This is a genomic window from Curtobacterium sp. ME26 (genome assembly GCF_903970945.1).
Taxonomy (GTDB): domain Bacteria; phylum Actinomycetota; class Actinomycetes; order Actinomycetales; family Microbacteriaceae; genus Curtobacterium; species Curtobacterium citri.
Genome location: NZ_CAJCKG010000010.1, coordinates 38,465 through 55,183 on the forward strand (window position 1 = coordinate 38,465; position 16,719 = coordinate 55,183).

The following is a 16,719-nucleotide window of genomic DNA, read 5'->3' on the forward strand; positions in this document are numbered from 1 at the left end:
CCCCGTGGTCCCGCTCGGGCCGTCGGTTGCGGGCCGCCGTGGCTAGGGTGCAGGCATGGCCGGGACGGTGAGCGTGGCGCACGACGCCGTCCTGCTCGCCGGTGGGCGGGCGTCGCGCATGGGTGGGGCCGACAAGACGGCGCTCGTCTCGGGGGGCCTGACACTGTCGGACCACGCGGTCGCCGCGGCCGGACGGGCAGCGACGGTCGTGCTCGTCGGGCTCCGCGACGGGCGCTCGGCCCCCGACGGGGTCGTCCACGCCCGCGAGGACCCGCCCTTCGGCGGACCGGTCGCCGCGATCGCCGCGGGCCTCGCCGCCGTCGCCGACCCGGCACCGTGGACGCTCGTGCTCGCGTGCGACCTGGTCCGCCCCGAGGCCGCCGTCGCGCAGCTGCTCGGCGCGGCCGACGACGCGGGTGACGACGCCGACGGGCTCGTCGCGGTCGACGAGGGCGGGCGCCGGCAACCGCTGCTCGCCCTGTACCGCTCGGACGCGCTGCACGCGGCGGTCCGGGCGCTCGGCGACCCCGACGGTGCGGCGGTCCGGCGGCTGACCGCGGACCTCAGGATCGTCGAGGTCCCGCTGGATGCCGGACTCTGTGCGGACGTGGACGAACCGGCCGATGCCAGGCGGGTCACCGACGGGTCGGGGCTGCTTGACTGACCGCATGACCACTGACGACGTCCTCGCCGCATGGACCGCCGAGCTCGCCGAGGCGCTCGGGTTCCCCGAGGACTTCACGCTCGACCGCGACGTCGTGCTCGACCTCGCCCGCGACGCCGCGCACGGGGTCGCCCGTCCGGCCGCCCCGCTCACCACCTTCCTGGTCGGGTACGCCGCGGGCCTCCGGGGCGGGTCGAGCGCCGACGTCAGCGACGCCGCGGCGACCGCCACGCGCCTGGCCCTGGCCCGCGGCGAGGCCCCCGCATCCTCCGAGCCCTCCGCATCCCCCGAGCCCTCCGGGTCCTCCGAGCCCGACGCCCGGTGACGGCGGTCCTGCTCCCCTGGGACGACGCCCGCGCCGAGGCCCACCAGCAGGGCGGTCGGCTCGCCGCGGACACCGCCGTCCGGGACCTCGGTGCCGGTCCGGTGCGGCTCGACCTGGCCGGTGCGCTCGGACGGACGCTCGTCGGCGACCTGCTCGCACCGGGCGCGGTCCCCGGGCACGACGGTGCCGCCATGGACGGCTGGGCGGTCGCCGGTGACGGCCCGTGGGTGCTCGGGGCGGCCATCGTCGCCGGTGCGGTGCCGTCGGACGAACGCCTGACGCCCGGGCACGCTCGGCCGATCACGACCGGGGCCCCCGTGCCGCCGGGCACCGACGCCGTGGTCCGCTCCGAGGACGCCGCGGTCGACCACGCAGGGTTCCTCGTCCGGCACACGCCCTCGACGCGTCGCCACGTCCGACCGGCGGGCGAGGAGGTCGCGCTCGGGCAGGTGCTCTTCGCCGGCGGCACGGTGCTCACCCCGCCGCGCGCAGCACTGGCCGCGGCCTCCGGCGTCGACGACGTGCTCGTCGCGCCCGCCCCGACCGCCCGGGTGGCGGTGCTCGGGGACGAGATCGTCGGCAGCGGCGTGCCGCGCCCGGGGCAGGTCCGCGACGTCTTCACGCACACGCTGCCCGCGGTGCTCCGCTCGTTCGGCGCCGAGCCGGTGGCCACCGAGCGGGTGTCCGACGACGCCGACCACACCGCCCGGGTCCTGGACACCGCCCGCGAGCGCCTCGTCGTGACCACCGGCGGCACGGCGGGGTCGTCGACCGACCACGTCCGCGGTGCGCTCGACCGCATCGGCGCCGAGCTCCTCGTCGACCGGGTGGACGTGCGCCCCGGACGCCCGATGCTCCTCGCCCGCCGGGGCGCCACCCTGTACCTCTGCCTGCCCGGCAACCCGATGGCCGCGATGGTCGGCCTCGTGCTGCTCGGCGGGCCGCTCGTCGCCGGGCTGCTCGGACGCCCGCTCGAGCCGACCGGGTCGGTCGGACTGGCGGTCGACGTGCCGAACGACCGTCCGGGAGGACTGGTGCTCGCGTACCGGGCGACGCCCGACGGTGCCGTGCCGGCGTCCCACCAGACGTCGGCGATGCTGCGCGGCCTGGCCGACGCGGACGGTCTGCTGGTCGTCGGGTCCGGGGGCCGCGTGGCGGGCGATGCCGTGCCTCCCGTCCGACTGCCGTGGACCTGAGGACCGGGACAGGCAGGACGGCGAGATCCGCACCGCCCTGGCGGCAGTCGGACCTGGATGGTAGACCCGGACCATGAGCCGGATCACCGCGCGGAAGCGCGTCACCCGCATCACGGTCGCGACGTCGCGCTCCGTGCGCGACGACCTGCTGGCGGTCGAGGAACCGCTCGAGATCCGCGTCGGCGGCAACTCGCTCGCGATCACCATGCGGACCCCGGGCAACGACGTCGACCTCGCCGCCGGGTTCCTGGTGTCCGAGGGCGTCATCGCCCGCGGTGACGACTTCGCCGCCGCGCGGTACTGCGCCGGCGCGACCGACGAGGGCCTGAACACGTACAACGTGCTCGACGTGACGCTGGCCGCGGGCGTCCCCGCGCCGGACCCGAGCCTCGAGCGCGCCTTCTACACGACGAGCTCCTGCGGCCTGTGCGGCAAGGCGAGCATCGACGCCGTCCGGACCACCTCGCAGCACGCGGTGCAGCACGACGACCTCGTGCTCGACCCGGGCCTCCTCGCGACGTTCCCGGACCGGCTCCGCGAGGCCCAGGACGTCTTCGAGAAGACCGGCGGCCTGCACGCGGCGGCCCTGTTCGACGGCCGGACCGGGCGCATGCTCGTCCTCCGCGAGGACGTCGGGCGGCACAACGCCGTCGACAAGGTCGTGGGCTGGGCGGTGAAGGAGGGACGGCTGCCCCTCAGCGGCTCCGTCCTCATGGTCTCCGGGCGGGCGAGCTTCGAGCTGACGCAGAAGGCGTCGATGGCCGGGATCCCGGTGCTCGCCGCGGTGTCCGCACCGTCGTCGCTCGCCGTCGACCTGGCGAAGGAGGTCGGCATCACGATCGTCGGCTTCCTGCGCGGCCAGAGCATGGTCGTCTACAGCCGACCGGAGCGGATCGTCGAGCCCGCCCGCACCGCAGAGCCCCAGCGAGAGACAGTGAGCGCACCGTGACCGAACAGCCCCCGAAGGACGACGTGACCGACGCCGAGATGACGGTCGGCGAGCCGAAGGACTGGGCGGCCGGCGTCCCCGGTGTCCTGCACTCGATGACCCCGGCGATCGAGCAGCTCGGCGTCGCGCGCACCGCCAAGCTCATGCTGAACCTGAACCAGAAGGGCGGGTTCGACTGCATGAGCTGCGCCTGGCCGGACCCGGACAAGCGCAAGACCGCCGAGTTCTGCGAGAACGGCGCCAAGGCGGTCGTGTGGGAGGCCACTCCGGTGCTCGTGCCGCGGTCGTTCTGGGCGGAGCACTCGGTCGACGACCTCGCCGACAAGACCGAGTACTGGCTCGGCATGCAGGGCCGCATCACCGAGCCGGTCTGGAAGCCCGCGGGGAAGGACCACTACGAGCCGGTCAGCTGGGAGCGGGCGTTCCGGATCATCGCCGACAAGCTCAATGGGCTCGACTCCCCCGACCAGGCCTCGTTCTACACGTCCGGGCGCACCTCGAACGAGGCGGCCTTCGTCTACCAGCTGTTCGTCCGGGCCTTCGGCACGAACAACCTGCCCGACTGCTCGAACATGTGCCACGAGTCGACGAGCCTGGCGATGGCCGAGGTCGTCGGCATCGGCAAGTCGACCATCGCGTACGACGACTTCGAGGAGACCGAGCTCATCATCGTGATGGGCCAGAACCCCGGCACGAACCACCCCCGGATGCTCACCGCGCTCGAGGACGCCAAGGAGAACGGTGCCGAGATCGTCGCCGTGAACCCGCTGCCCGAGTCGAGCCTGAAGCGCTACAAGAACCCGCAGAAGGTCCGGGGCATCGTCGGCCGCGGGACCGAGATCGCCGACCAGTTCGTGCAGATCCGGCTCGGCGGCGACATGGCGCTGCTGCAGGCGCTGTCGAAGCGCGTCGTGCAGGCCGAGCTCGCCGCCCCCGGCACCGTGGTCGACCACGCCTTCATCGCCGAGCACACCAGCGGGTACGAGGCGTTCGTCGAGCACGTCCTGCAGGTCGACGACGACGAGGTCGTGCGCGCGACCGGGCTCACCCTCGAGGAGATCGACGAGCTCGCCGAGCGCTACCTGCGCTCCGATCGGACGATCATCACGTGGGCGATGGGCATCACGCAGCACACCAAGGCCGTCGACACGATCAAGGAGATCATCAACCTCCTGCTCCTCCGCGGGAACATCGGCCGTCCGGGCGCCGGCGCCTCGCCGATCCGCGGGCACAGCAACGTGCAGGGCGACCGCACGATGGGCATCTGGGAGCAGATGCCCGACTCGTTCCTCGACGCACTGGCGAAGGAGTTCCACTTCGAGCCGCCGCGCGAGCACGGGGTCGATGCGCTCAAGGGCATCAAGGCGATGCAGCGCGGCGAGATCAAGTTCTGGATGGGGATGGGCGGCAACCTCGTCGCCGCCATCTCGGACTCGAAGCTCGCCGAGGCGGCGTTCCGCGGCACCGAGATGACCGTGCAGGTGTCGACGAAGCTCAACCGCTCGCACGCCGTGGTCGGCGACGAAGCCCTGATCCTGCCCACGATGGGCCGCACCGAGATCGACGTGCAGGCCGCGGGCCCGCAGTTCGTCTCCGTCGAGGACACCGTCTGCTCCGTGCACGGCAGCCACGGCCAGGTGCCGCCGGTCGCCCCGGGCCTGCTGTCCGAGGTCGCGATCGTCTGCGAGCTGGCGAAGGCCACGCTCGGCGACCGCGTGGCCGTCGACTGGCAGGGCATGCGTGACGACTACGACGTCATCCGCGACCACATCAGCCACGTCGTCCCCGGCTTCGAGGACTACTCCCGCCGCGCCGCGAGCAAGGAGGGCTTCGTCCTGCCGAACGGTCCCCGCGACTCGCGGTCGTTCGCCACGAAGACCGGCAAGGCGATGATCACGGTGAACGAGCTGGAGCACGTCGAGCGCCCCGAGGGCACCCTGCTGCTGCAGACGCTGCGCGCCCACGACCAGTACAACACCACGATCTACAGCCTGAACGACCGGTACCGGGGCATCAAGAAGGGGCGGCACGTCGTCTTCGTGAACCCGGACGACCTCACCGAGCTCGGGCTGCAGGACGGCGACCGGGTGGACGTCGCGACGGTGTGGGACGACGACGTCGAGCGGGTGCTGCGGGACTACCGCGTCGTGGCGTACCCGAGCGCCCGGGGCTGCGCGGCCGCGTACTTCCCGGAGGCGAACGTGCTCGTGCCGCTCGACAGCGCGGCGAAGGGCAGCAACACGCCGGTGTCGAAGGCGGTGCCGGTGCGGTTGACGCGGGTGGCGGTGCCCGCGGGGGTGTGAGGCGCCGGCGCGGGCACGCCGGCCCGTTCGGCACGCGTCCTGCGACAAGACCGCTGTCGTTCGACAGCGGTCTTGTCGCATCATGCGCACGCATCCGATGCACGAGCATGGTGCGACAGAACAGCTGTCGTTCGACGAGTGCAATGTCGCAACGGGCGACGGACGGTCTGACCGTCGGACGGGAGGCGCGGTGCCAGCTGGCACCGCGCCTCCCGTCCGTTGCGGTGCCGGCCGGTCAGTCGCGCAGCGCCGGATCCACGGGTGGCTCGTACGGCATCGGGTGCTCGCCCTGCCAGATCGTGTCGACGTCGTCGAACTCCCGCGGGTAGCACTGGGTATCGAACGCCTCCACGCTCTCCGAGGCGATGCCGTACTGGTACCAGGGTCCGTCGCCGCCCGGCGTCGAGCTCCAGAGCCCGTCGGCGGAGTACGTGAGCGGGACCTCACCCATCGGGTGCCCCGCCTGCGCCATGCACGCCTGCAGCCGGTTGAAGGCCGTGGTGTACTCCTGCAGCGTGACGACCCCGTCGGCGGTCTCGGCGTCCTGCTGCGGCGACGGCTCAGCGATCGTCGCCCGCTGCACCCACGACACCCACACGGCGTAGCGCGCCGGCCCGGAGCCCGACAGCGTGACCGTGCTGTTGCCGGAGCCATCCACGGGGGTCATGCTCCACGACGTGCGGTCGACGTCCTCGGTCGAGGGCAGGCACGGGTCGCCGACGTCCACGCGCGTCCCGTCGACCGCCACCCGGAGGTCCGCCCGGTCCAGGCACGTCCACGACACCGTGATCGCGTCGGCACCGCGCGGTCGGTCGTCCAGCGTGACGGTCCGGTCGCCGTGCGTGACGAGGAAGGTCGGGGTCCCGAGCACCGTCGCGTGGTTGCTCTCCTCCACCTGGTAGCGCGCGGATGTCGCCAGCTGGCTCTCGACGGCGGCGTCCGGGTCTGCTCCGGGGAGCGCGGCCGCGGTCAAGCCGCCGGTGAGCCCGCCACCGACCACGAACGCCGCGAGGACGGCCAGCACCGTGGCCCGGGTCGGGCGTCGGCGCCGGACCGGAGTGGTGCCGGCAGCGCCGGTCCGGTCGACCTCGGCGACGAGCGCATCGCGCATCGCGGTCAGGCGTGGGGAGAAGTCGTCGTTCACAGTGCGCCTCCGAGGGGTTCCGCTGTGGCTGTGTACCGCTGGTGGAGCCGGGCCTTCGCCCGGTGGAGTCGGGACTTCACCGTCCCGGGCCGCACGCCGAGGACGGCGGCTGCCTCGCGTTCGCCGAGCCCCTCGAGCACACAGAGCGTCAGGACGCGCTGGTCGTCGAGCGAGAGCCGACCCATCGCGGCGACCGCGCCGCCGTCGGAGAACTGCTCTGCGGGGTCCGGCGCCGGTTCGGGCACCGGGAACCGGCCGAGGAAGGCACGGTGCCGACGAGTCGACCGGGTGACGTTGTGCGCCGTGTTCGTCGCCGTCACGAGGAGCCACGGCAGCAGGGAGTCGTCGACGAAACGGACGGTGTCCCGGCGGCGCCACGCCTCGAGGAACGTCATCGCGACGACGTCGTCCGCGTCGGCGACCGCCGAGGTCGGAACGAGGCCGACCGCGTGCCGCCGGAGCCTCGCGGCATGCCGGTCGAAGACCCTGCCGAAGGCCTGCCCGTCGCCCGCGAGGCTCAGGGCCCAGTCGGCCCGGTCCCCCGTGATCTGGTTCATGTCAGGTGGTGTCCGCAGACTGCCGACGGGTTCCCGGTCCGGCGTGTCGGACCGTCACCGGGCAGACGGGTCAGCCCCTGCCGTCGCTCCCGTGCTGTTCCGTGATCCGCTCCCCGGTCTGCGGGTCCCACCCGATCGTCCGCGGTTCGACCCGGCGCGGCCGACGCTCGGCCTTCGGGAACCACGGCCGGGCCGAGGGCAGGTAGGTCAGGACCGCGGCGACGCCGAGCGCGAGCGGCTCGAGCACGGTCCAGCTCGGCTCCGCAGCGAAGACGGCGATCACCACGTTGAGCACCGCGAAGGCGCTGACCAGCGCGAGCCAGAACCGGGCGGTCCCGGAGCCACGTGCCGTGCGCAGCGCGCCCCACGCGAGCAGCGCGCAGAAGCCGATCCCGAGCACTGCGCCGACCAGCCCGGCCGGCACGAGTGCGGGGTCCTCGCGGTCGAGCCGGACGATCCCGACGACGACCTCCACGGTCCGCACGGCGAGCACCGTCCACCAGATCGCGACCGCGACGGTCACGACCGTCGGCCGCCGTGCTCCACGCTGCTCCGACACGTCGTCCATGCTTCCCCCTCCGCCGGTCCCGGGGACGGCCCGGGTCACCTCCGCACCGCGAAGCTACCGGACCCGACGCGCTTCGACCCCGCACCCGACACGGAGACCGCGTGCTTCCCGACCGCCGTCGACGCCGAGACCGTCCAGGCGAGGGACACCCGACCACGACCGTCCGACGTCACACGACCGGCGACGCCCTGGTCGACCCGGAACAGCACGGACTCGCCGGCGCGGAAGCCCGAGGCGCTGAAGGTCACCCGCTTCCCGCGCTGCACGGTCGCTGCACTCGTCCCCACGGTGGTCGGGGCCGCGGTGGCCTCGGCGCAGGCGTCACCGGCCGTGCCCACGGGGACGGCCGAGGCGACGGTGCGACCACGGTCGTCACGGACGCCGTCGTCCTCGCGGACGGTCAGCGTGCCGACCCCGTCGCCGAGCACGGCGCCGCCCTGGGTGTTGCTCACGGTCATCGGGTAGCCGGTCGTCGGCGCGGTGGACGGGCGACGGTCGCCGAGCAGCGGCACGCTCACCGCCCTGCAGACCTCCCCCGGTCGGAACACCACGGGCTGCATGGTCGGGGTGAGGTGCTCGTCGTACACCTCGGACAGGTCGAAGTACGCGGTCGTGGTCTGCTGCGCGGGGCGCGAGAGCACGACGGCGGCGCGGACGGTGCCCCGGCCGGAACCCTCGTCGACGGTGCGGTCGGCGATCCGGACCGTCGGACGGTCCACCACGGCGGGGTGCCAGACGGACGACGCCGGGAGCACCGACAGGTCGCTGAGCAACACGCCGCCGTTGCCCGCGGGGACGTCGACCGTGACCTCGCGCACCGCGGTCAGGTCGACGCCGGTGAAGGCGGTGAGCGGGACCTGCGCCTGCTGGAGCAGGGTCTTCCGCGGGGCGTTCCGTGACCCGGGCAGCCGCTGCCCGGAACGGCTGACGTCGGCGAGCCGCTGCGACGCGACGTGCCCGGCGGCGTCCCGCACGCTGAGCGTCACGTCGGCGTTCGTGCGCGATCCGTCGTCCGGGGCGATCCGGACGGACAGTGCCGAGAACCCGGACAGGTCGCCGCGGTCGGCGGGCACCGCGACGTGCACCTGGCCGCCGGTCGGGGTCCGGGTCGGGACGACGTGCAGCGAGGGGGTGGCGGGCACGGCCGGTGCGAGCCAGGCAGGCGTGAAGTCGGGTGCGTTCGACGACGACGCGACGCAGGCGGGCAGTGCCGGCTTCGCCTGCACGGCCGTGGCGCTGGCGCACGTCGTCGCGGTGACCTGGCCGGTCGTGGTGACGGCCCGGTCGGCAGCGGTGAACAGCGCGAGGTCGCGGCGGCTCGCACCGGGCAGCGACGCGCTGACGCGGAGGTCGGCCGACCCGAGTGCTGCCGGCTGCCGTCCGCTGCCGTCGAAGTACGGCAGGAACTGCTGCTCGCCGCCGAGCGTCAGTCGGAAGAACCCGCTGACCAGGCTCGTGCCGACGGCGGACTGCGCATCGGCGGACAGACGGGTGCTGGTCGACGACGACGTCCCGCACACCGGGTCGGTGTCGTCCCACCAGTCGTCCGACGAGGCCAGCGGGTACTTCCCCGGCGTCCACGTGGTGTTGAAGAAGTTGTGGTTCGCGCCCATCACGAGGATCGACGAACGGAGCACGTCGTCCCCGAACGCGGTACGGGAGTCGTCGAAGAAGTGCTGGCCCTGCAGGTCGGACACGTCACCGTCGCAGTACGGCAGGACGACGGCGGTGTCCGTGTCGGGCAGGGTCGTCCGCCCGAAGTCCGTCGGCGCGAGGGGCATCACGGCCCTGATGCCGAACGGCTGCGCGCGCTGCTCGTTGAGCAGGGCGGCCCGGACGACGCCGTCGCCACCGCGCGAGTGCCCCATGAGTCCGACGTCGCCGAGGTCGAGCCTGCCGACGAGCAGCGGTGACAGGCGCGGCTCCTGGCCGGCGTCCGCACGGCGGAGCAGGTCGAGGTGGTCGAGCACGAGCTGCCCGCGGGCGAGGGCTCCGCCGTCGTCGGCGTACGTGCCGTCGAGCGCGTTGATCGCGTTCGCGGAGACCGAGACGACGACGTAGCCGTTGCTCGCCAGCGCGGTCGCGGCGGCGTCGTAGCCGCGGTAGCTCGGGATCTCGGTCTGCCGACGGCCGCACGGCCACCCGGCGCTGCTCGGGGTCCCGCCCACGCAGGCCTCGTGCCGGCCGTGCAGGAACACGACCACCGGACGCTTCCCCGGGGCGTCCTCCGGCAGGAACACCGCGGCGCGCATCTCGCCCTTGCGGTTGCCCCCGAAGCCGCGCAGGGTCTCCACCTGGTCGCCGAGGTCGTAGTCGGCGCGCGCCACGGTGTACGGGCCGGCCGCTGCGGGATCCGCGTCGCTCGGCGCAGGAGCGTCGGACGGCGCAGGGGTCCCGGACGGCGCGGCCTGCGGGGCGTTCGGTGTGCCCGACGGCGCGGACGGGTCGACGTCGCTCGTCCACGCGAGCGACACGTCGTCGGCCCGGGCCACCGCGGGGTCGGTGGTGGTCACGGTCACCCGTCGTTGGTCGAGGCTCGTCCGGCCGACGCCCACGTCGTGTCCGTCGACCAGGAGCACGGGCGCCGCGGCCCGGATCGGCAACGGTGCATCGAGGTCGAGCGTGACGTCGTAGCCGCCTGCGGAGGGGGTCACGCTCCAGTCGTCGCCCTGCGCCACGGGGGCGACCGCCGCCGCGTCCGCGGGGGCGGCATGGGCGGGCGCGGCGAGCACGCCCGTCAGGACGGCGGTCACCGCGAGGACGGTGGCGGATCGGATCGCGGACGATCGCTTCGTGTGTCGGGTCACGGTGCCTTCCCTGGCTCGGCCGCGGGGACACGCCCCCGCTGTCCGAAACCTAGGGGGCGCGGAGCACCCCGCGGATCATCCTGCGGGATGACGCGCGCCCGCCGTCCGGCCAGCTGGCCTGACAGAGGGGGCGACGCGACGGACGGGAGGCGCGGTGCCGGGCCGGCGCCGCGCCTCCCGTCCGCCACCGGGTCGCCGTGACGGCCCTGCGGTCAGGACCGACAGCGGCGCGCCAGGGCGGCGACCACGGACGCCAGGACGAGCACCCCGGCGAGCGCCGCCGAGCACCAGGCCACCACCCGGGCGGCCTGCGCCGCGTCGAACTGGCTGCGCGTCGCGACGAGCGCGAAGTCGCCGGAGTGCGCCCACGGGAACGCGGGTGCGAGCGGCCACGCGGTCCGCTCGGCCAGCACGGCGACGACGACCGCGCAGACGGCGAGGGCGGCCAGCACGAGCGCGGGCGTCTGTCGGCGGAGGCGGGAGCGCATCCGGGCAGGCTACCGGTGCGCAGGCGGGACGTCGCTCGTCGGGAGCGCCGGACCCGGTCGCCGACCAGACTGGTCACCGTGATCGAACACCTCAGTCTCCCCGCCCCGCTCGAGGTCCCCGACCGGGCGACGGTCCTGCGTCGCGCCACGTCGGACGACCTGGGTGCCATCGTGCGGCTGCTCGCCGACGACCCGGTGAGTGCCGGACGCGGTGACACGGCGGCCACGGACGACGTCGGGGCGTACGCGTCGGCGCTCGACGAGGTCATCCGCGACCCCGGTAACGACCTCCTCGTCGCGGTCGACGCCGACGGCTCCGTCGTCGCGACCCTGCAGCTGACACGCATTCCCGGCATGGCCCGTCGCGGCAGCACCCGGCTGCTGGTCGAGGCGGTCCGCGTGTCCAGCAGCCGTCGGTCCCTCGGGATCGGCGGCGCGCTGATGCGCTGGGTCGTCGACCGCGCGGCGCCCGAGCTCGGGGCGTCCCTCGTCCAGCTGACCTCGGACGCCGCGCGCGTCGACGCGCACCGGTTCTACCGGCGGCTCGGGTTCGTCGACTCGCACGTGGGGTTCAAGTACCGCCTCCCGACTGCGGACTGACGGCTGGTCAGACGGTCGCCTCCGTGTGCCGGACCTTGCCGACCACGACGTCGACGATGCCCGCCACGAGCGCGGCCGCGACGAACGCCAGGGACACCCCGAGCCCCAGCGGCAGCCCCTGCGCGTAGTCGCCCTTCGTGCTCGCGAGCGCCGAGTAGAAGACGCTGCCGACCGCCGCGATGCCGATCGCCGACCCGACGCGGGCGCCGACCTGGATGAGACCGCCGGCCGAGCCGCCCTGCTCCACCGGGACCTCGGAGAGCGTGAGCGTCTGGTTCGGCGAGATCGTGAGCCCGGAGCCGATGCCCCCGACCAGGAGCGGCAGCACCAGCCACCAGCCGAGGTTCGGTCCGTAGTGGTTCGCGACCACCCACACGACACCGCCGAGCCCGATGAGGACCAGGACCGTGCCGACGACGATGAGCTGCCGGCCGAATCGGTGCACGACCCGTCCACCGATCGTCGAGGCGACGCCGGAACCGATCGCGAAGGGCACCGAGGCCAGGCCGGCGAGCAGGGCCGAGTAGTGCAGGCCGGACTGCAGCGCGAGCGTCAGGACGAAGAACAGCGGGGTGAAGCCGGCGAAGTAGACCGTGGCCAGGCCGACGCCGAGCGAGAACGACCGACGGCGGAAGAGCCCGAGGTCGATGACCGGCTCCTTCGTCCGGCCGTAGCGGCGCTCCCAGAGCACGAACAGGACGGCGAACACGACTGCGGCGACGACCAGCCACCACTTCGCGTTGCTCTTCCACTGCTCCGACTGCACGAACGGCAGCAGCAGGGCGACCACCGCGGCACCGAGCAGCACGATGCCGACCGGGTCGAAGTCGTGCCGGCGACCGCGTTCCTTCGTCGCCGCGGCGGGCAGGTAGCGGAAGGCCAGGAGGATCGTGACGAGTCCCACGGGCAGGTTCACGAAGAAGACGAAGCGCCAGCCGTTCTCGGTGCCGAACGCGGTGATGAGCAGCCCGCCGATCAGGGGGCCGATCGCGGTCGCGATGCCGACGGTGGCACCGAACAGCCCGAACGCGGTGCCGCGCTCCTTGCCGCGGAACAGCTGCTGGATGAGCGCGGTCACCTGGGGTGTGAGCAGACCGCCCGCGAAGCCCTGCACGAGGCGAGCGATCACCAGGACGAGCCCGTTCGGCGCGAACCCGCACAGCGCACTCGCGACCGTGAACAGTCCGACGCCGATGACGAACATCCGCCGGCGGCCCGAGGCGTCGCCGAGACGACCGCCGGGGACGAGCAGCAGACCGAACGCCAGGGCGTAGCCGGACAGGATCCACTGCACGGCCTCGGGCGAGGCGCCGGGCAGGCCGCTCGAGATCGACTGCAGTGCGACGTTGACGATCGACACGTCGAGCAGCACGATGCCGCCGCCGAGCAGGCAGATGACGAGCGCCTTCCAGCGGTTCGGGTCCGGCTCGTCGCCGCCACCCCCAGGGCCGCCGCGCCGGTCGGCAGGCTCCTGCTGGGTGGAAGACTGCTCGGTGGGGTGCTGCTCGGCCTGCTCCGCCTCGGGGTGCTCGGCGGTCGCGGCGTGGTGCGCGGTGTGGTGCGCGACGGTGGGAGCCCCATCGGGCTCGACGGATCTGCGGTGTTCGGCTGCCATGACGATCCCACGCTAGGCCGACCCCTCCCCGCGGTCCGCAGGATGTGCGGTCGCTGTCCCCCACTGCCCCAGACTGGGCCGATGGACACCTGCCCGTTCTGCCGCATCATCGACGGCAGCGCCCCCGCGACGTGGGTCGAGCGCGAGGAGCACGCGGTCGCGTTCGCACCCCTGCCCGACTCGGCCCTCGCCCCCGGGCACACCCTCGTGGTGCCGGTCGCGCACACCGCGGACCTGCTGAGCGCCGACCCCACCTCGCTCGCCGCGTGCACGGCGCTCGCGCGACGGGTGGCCCGCGCGATGCGGGGCGCCCTCGACGCGACCGGCACCGTCCTGCTGCAGGCCTCCGGCGCCGACGCCGGGCAGAGCGTGCCGCACCTGCACTTCCACGTCGTGCCGTGCTGGTCGGACGACGGTACGACGCACTGGCCCGCGCGGCGGTCGGCACACGTCGTCGACGGCGACCCGTACGCGGCGGTCGCATCGATGTTCGAGTAGCACGGTCCGCCGATGTCATCCCGCAGGAGCACGACGGTCCTCCTCTGAGCCGATCCCCGCGCCGGCGCGGTCCGATGTGATCAGAGCACACACCACGAAAGGCCCGACATGCCCCGCACCACCACGACCGTCCTGACCGTGGGCGCGCTCGCGCTCGCCGCGGTCACCCTGACCGGCTGCTCCGCCCTCGGCGACGCCGCCCACGACCGCCTGACCTCCGAGGCGTCCAGCCGCGCCGACCTGGAGTCCGCTCCCGCGTGGCTGCCGGACGACGCGACGGCGATCACCTCCGTGACGGGCACCGGCGGCGGTCCCTCCGACACCGCACCGACGACGCTGGTCTTCACGAGCCGTGCCGGCGTGACCGCGGACGGCTGCCGGACCACCCCGCGGAAGTCGGCGCCGACCATGGACGCCGACGGCGCGCCCGACGTCTACAAGGCGACGTCCGTGCTGCAGTGCGGCGGCTGGTCGATGACCGCGAAGGGCGACCGCTGGGTCGCGTGGACGCCGAACCCGGGCGACGGCGGGTCCTGAGCGTGCCCCGTCACCGCGGCCGGCGTCGGCGAGGCGACCACCGCCTCCCGTTCCGGCTCCTCGTCGAGGACCCCGCCACCGTCTCGGTCGCCGCGTTGTCAGCCGGGCTCGGCGCCCTGGTGGTGACCGGGGCGGCCGCCGCACGGCGGATCGTCGAGCTCGGGGACCGCACCGGGTCGAGCGCCACGGTCGCCCTCATCCTGCCCGTCGTGGCGTGGGTGTTCATCGGGGTCGCGCTGTACGTCAGCGCCGTCGTCGCGTCGAACACCTGCGCGACCGTGATCGCCGGCCAGGCCCGGTCCCTCGCCCTGCAACGCCTGCTCGGCGCGACCGGCGCCCGGCTCCGCCGGCAGGTCACCCGGACCGGTCTGGTCAGCGGACTCGTCGGTGCCGTCGTCGGGACCGTGCTCGGCACGCTCGTCGCCGACGCCGCCCTCGCCGTCGCCGCCGCGGCCGGGACGCTCCCGCCGCTCGGCGTGCTCGCGCCGCCGGTACTCCTGCCGGTCGGGCTGCTCGTCGCCGCGATCACCACGCTCGCGTTCCGCATCGGTTCGCGGGCGGTCCTCGCCATCCCGCCGCTGCGGGCGCTCGAGTCCGGTGTCGAGCCGCCGCCCGGCACGACCCGGTCCGTGGGACGCACGGTCACCGCCGCGGCGCTCTTCCTGTCGGGCGCCACGGGGCTCGGCGTCGCCGTCGTCCTCGGGGCGTCGACCGTCGACGCGCTGCTGCTCGCCGTGGGCTGCGGTGCCCTGTCGTTCACGGGGGTCGTCGTCGCGTCGCCGGTCCTGCTGCCCGCCGTCCTCCGCCTGGTGGCTGCCGCGACCGCCCGCTCGGTCGTCCCCGCCATGGCCGCGCGCAACTCCCTGCGTGCACCGAGGCGGACCGCCCGTGCGACCGTCGGCCTGCTCATCGCCGTCACGCTCATGGCGACGTTCGCGGTGGGCTTCGCGACGTACGCGAGCATGCTCTCGCAGCAGGCCGCCGGCGACCCGGAGTACTACCGCGGCATCGAGGAGCAGTTCGACCAACTGGCGGTCATGTTCACCGGTCTCGTCGGCGCGGCCGGGGTCATCGCCGCCGCCGGCGTGGTCGCGGTCACCGCGCTGACGATCGCGCAGCGCGGCCGTGAGCTCGGCCTGCTCCGGGTGGTGGGCGCGACCCGGCAGCAGGTCCGCGCGCTCGTGCTCGTCGAGACGGCGATCACCATCGCCGTGGCCGTCGTGCTCGGCGTCCTGCTCGGCACGGCCTACGGCTGGGCGGGGGCGTACACGCTGCTCGGGGCCACGAAGGGTGCCACGCTCATCGCCCCCGTCGTGCCGGGGTGGCTGGTGGTCGTCGTGCTCGTCGGGGCGTCGGCGACCGGGCTCGCCGCCGCGCTCGGTCCGGCCGCACGGGCCGTCCGGGCAGCCCCGGTGGCGGCGCTCCGGTACGAGTAGGCGGAGCGGGGCCGGGGCGGCCGGGCGGCTGCGGCGGTGCGAGCGCTAGAACCAGCGGAGCAGGAGCTGCTCCACGACGTTCCGCGCGATCCCCAGCGGTCCGGCGACGGGCTCGCCGGAGTCCCGCCCCACCGCGCGGAGCAACGCGTCCTGCGCGGCCCGGTGGTCGTGCCGCTCGTCCTCGGACCACGACTCCGGCGGGGTCGTCCGGGCGGTGCTGACGCGCTCGACGCGCTCGACTCCGTACCGGAACCCGACGGGCCGCGGGGCGGACTCGATCATCGCGGCGACGCGCTCGTGGGAGTGAGTGTCCGTGCACCCCGTCGCGCGTCGGACCAGGTCCGTCAGCCCGCGCAGGCCGGCCTCCGACGACACGGACCGCACCTGCACGATCCGCGCGCGGCTGCACAGGTCGTACAGCAGGCCCTCGTCGACCGCCGTCACCGGTCGCCGCCCCGACCGGAGCCGACCGCCGTCACCGGTCCTCGCCCGGGTCGGATCCCGCGGCCCGGCGGACGAGGTCGCGGAGCCGCTCCTCGACGCCGTCTGTCCACTCGACGACCGCGTACGAGGTGGCCCACATCGCGCCGTCGTCGAGCGCCGCGTCCTGCTGGAACCCGACCGTGGCGTACCGGGACCCGAACTTCGCGGCCGGCTGCACGAACGTCACCACCTTGCCGTCCCGGGCGTACGACGGGAAGCCGTACCAGGTCTTCGGGTCGAGGTGCGGCGCGACCTCCGTCACCAGGACGTGGAACCGGGAGGCCAGGGTCCGGTCGAAGCCGGTCAGCTGTTCGATGGCGACGGTGCAGGCCTCGCGTTCGGCGTCCCGCTTCGCCGCACCCTTCAGACCCCTCGTCGCCCGGCGCTCGTCGGCGGCCTGCTGCATCGCGGCGCGTTCCGCCTCGCTGAACACGGTCCCCATCTCGACTCCCTCGTCAGGGGCGGTGCGTCCACCGCCGTCCTCGGCCGGTGCCACGCGGAACCGGTCACCGAGCATCATGCCGCACCCACGGCGAGCGCGGCGGTCGC

General features: G+C 74.1%; 17 protein-coding genes. 9 read left to right on the forward strand and 8 right to left on the reverse strand.

What is annotated here, in order from left to right; all coding sequences use genetic code 11:
* The first annotated feature begins 55 nt into the window (after nt 1-55).
* The 5 genes from H7A69_RS06105 (at nt 56) to H7A69_RS06125 (ending at nt 5,437) form a co-directional block, all read left to right on the forward strand.
* The gene (locus tag H7A69_RS06105) at nt 56-664 is read left to right on the forward strand and encodes a molybdenum cofactor guanylyltransferase (RefSeq protein WP_259346110.1); all 609 of its coding nucleotides are present in this window, start codon (nt 56-58) and stop codon (nt 662-664) included.
* 4 nt (nt 665-668) lie between these two features.
* Nucleotides 669-989, forward strand: coding sequence for a DUF6457 domain-containing protein (locus H7A69_RS06110; protein ID WP_182046237.1), 321 nt, complete (start codon nt 669-671; stop codon nt 987-989).
* Nucleotides 986-2,185 (forward strand): molybdopterin molybdotransferase MoeA, encoded by a 1,200-nt coding sequence (locus tag H7A69_RS06115; protein ID WP_182046238.1) that lies wholly within the window; start codon nt 986-988, stop codon nt 2,183-2,185. The genes H7A69_RS06110 and H7A69_RS06115 overlap by 4 nt, the downstream gene beginning before the upstream one ends.
* A gap of 73 nt (nt 2,186-2,258) precedes the next feature.
* Nucleotides 2,259-3,134 carry a formate dehydrogenase accessory sulfurtransferase FdhD gene (gene fdhD / locus H7A69_RS06120; RefSeq protein WP_182046239.1) on the forward strand — a complete coding sequence of 292 codons (876 nt, stop codon included), beginning with the start codon at nt 2,259-2,261 and terminating at the stop codon, nt 3,132-3,134.
* A 38-nt stretch (nt 3,135-3,172) separates the two neighbouring features.
* Nucleotides 3,173-5,437 carry an FdhF/YdeP family oxidoreductase gene (locus tag H7A69_RS06125; protein ID WP_182046298.1) on the forward strand — a complete coding sequence of 755 codons (2,265 nt, stop codon included), beginning with the start codon at nt 3,173-3,175 and terminating at the stop codon, nt 5,435-5,437.
* A gap of 235 nt (nt 5,438-5,672) precedes the next feature.
* Here the strand turns inward: H7A69_RS06125 and H7A69_RS06130 are convergent, their stop codons facing one another.
* The 5 genes from H7A69_RS06130 to H7A69_RS06150 form a co-directional block, all read right to left on the reverse strand.
* Nucleotides 5,673-6,581 carry a hypothetical protein gene (locus H7A69_RS06130; RefSeq protein ID WP_182046240.1) on the reverse strand — a complete coding sequence of 303 codons (909 nt, stop codon included), beginning with the start codon at nt 6,579-6,581 and terminating at the stop codon, nt 5,673-5,675.
* Entirely contained in the window at nt 6,578-7,138 is a 561-nt protein-coding gene (locus H7A69_RS06135) for an RNA polymerase sigma factor (protein ID WP_182046241.1), read from the reverse strand. Before H7A69_RS06135 ends, H7A69_RS06130 begins: the two co-directional genes overlap by 4 nt.
* A gap of 70 nt (nt 7,139-7,208) precedes the next feature.
* Nucleotides 7,209-7,706 (reverse strand): hypothetical protein, encoded by a 498-nt coding sequence (locus tag H7A69_RS06140; RefSeq protein ID WP_182046242.1) that lies wholly within the window; start codon nt 7,704-7,706, stop codon nt 7,209-7,211.
* Between the two features lie 35 nt (nt 7,707-7,741).
* On the reverse strand, nt 7,742-10,513 hold the full coding sequence (locus H7A69_RS06145; RefSeq protein WP_182046243.1) for a hypothetical protein: 2,772 nt from the start codon (nt 10,511-10,513) through the stop codon (nt 7,742-7,744).
* 212 nt (nt 10,514-10,725) lie between these two features.
* Nucleotides 10,726-11,001 (reverse strand): hypothetical protein, encoded by a 276-nt coding sequence (locus H7A69_RS06150; RefSeq protein WP_182046244.1) that lies wholly within the window; start codon nt 10,999-11,001, stop codon nt 10,726-10,728.
* A gap of 78 nt (nt 11,002-11,079) precedes the next feature.
* Between H7A69_RS06150 and H7A69_RS06155 the strand changes: the two genes are divergently transcribed.
* Entirely contained in the window at nt 11,080-11,601 is a 522-nt protein-coding gene (locus tag H7A69_RS06155; RefSeq protein ID WP_182046245.1) for a GNAT family N-acetyltransferase, read from the forward strand.
* Nucleotides 11,602-11,608: 7 nt separating this feature from the next.
* Here H7A69_RS06155 and H7A69_RS06160 read toward each other — a convergent pair whose 3' ends face one another.
* A complete protein-coding gene (locus H7A69_RS06160; RefSeq protein WP_182046246.1) occupies nt 11,609-13,216 on the reverse strand; it encodes an MFS transporter in 1,608 nt (535 codons plus the stop codon).
* Between the two features lie 81 nt (nt 13,217-13,297).
* Between H7A69_RS06160 and H7A69_RS06165 the strand changes: the two genes are divergently transcribed.
* The 3 genes from H7A69_RS06165 to H7A69_RS17615 all read left to right on the forward strand — a co-directional run bounded on the left by H7A69_RS06165 (nt 13,298) and on the right by H7A69_RS17615 (nt 15,687).
* On the forward strand, nt 13,298-13,714 hold the full coding sequence (locus H7A69_RS06165; protein ID WP_182046247.1) for an HIT family protein: 417 nt from the start codon (nt 13,298-13,300) through the stop codon (nt 13,712-13,714).
* Between the two features lie 108 nt (nt 13,715-13,822).
* Nucleotides 13,823-14,251: a hypothetical protein gene (locus H7A69_RS06170; protein ID WP_182046248.1), complete on the forward strand. Its 429-nt coding sequence runs from the start codon at nt 13,823-13,825 to the stop codon at nt 14,249-14,251.
* A gap of 2 nt (nt 14,252-14,253) precedes the next feature.
* On the forward strand, nt 14,254-15,687 hold the full coding sequence (locus tag H7A69_RS17615; RefSeq protein ID WP_182046249.1) for an FtsX-like permease family protein: 1,434 nt from the start codon (nt 14,254-14,256) through the stop codon (nt 15,685-15,687).
* 45 nt (nt 15,688-15,732) lie between these two features.
* On the opposite strand, the gene H7A69_RS06180 is transcribed toward H7A69_RS17615, so the two are convergent.
* The gene (locus H7A69_RS06180) at nt 15,733-16,131 is read right to left on the reverse strand and encodes a hypothetical protein (RefSeq protein WP_182046250.1); all 399 of its coding nucleotides are present in this window, start codon (nt 16,129-16,131) and stop codon (nt 15,733-15,735) included.
* A gap of 31 nt (nt 16,132-16,162) precedes the next feature.
* Nucleotides 16,163-16,690, reverse strand: coding sequence for a hypothetical protein (locus H7A69_RS06185; RefSeq protein WP_411469351.1), 528 nt, complete (start codon nt 16,688-16,690; stop codon nt 16,163-16,165).
* Between the last annotated feature and the right edge of the window lie 29 nt (nt 16,691-16,719).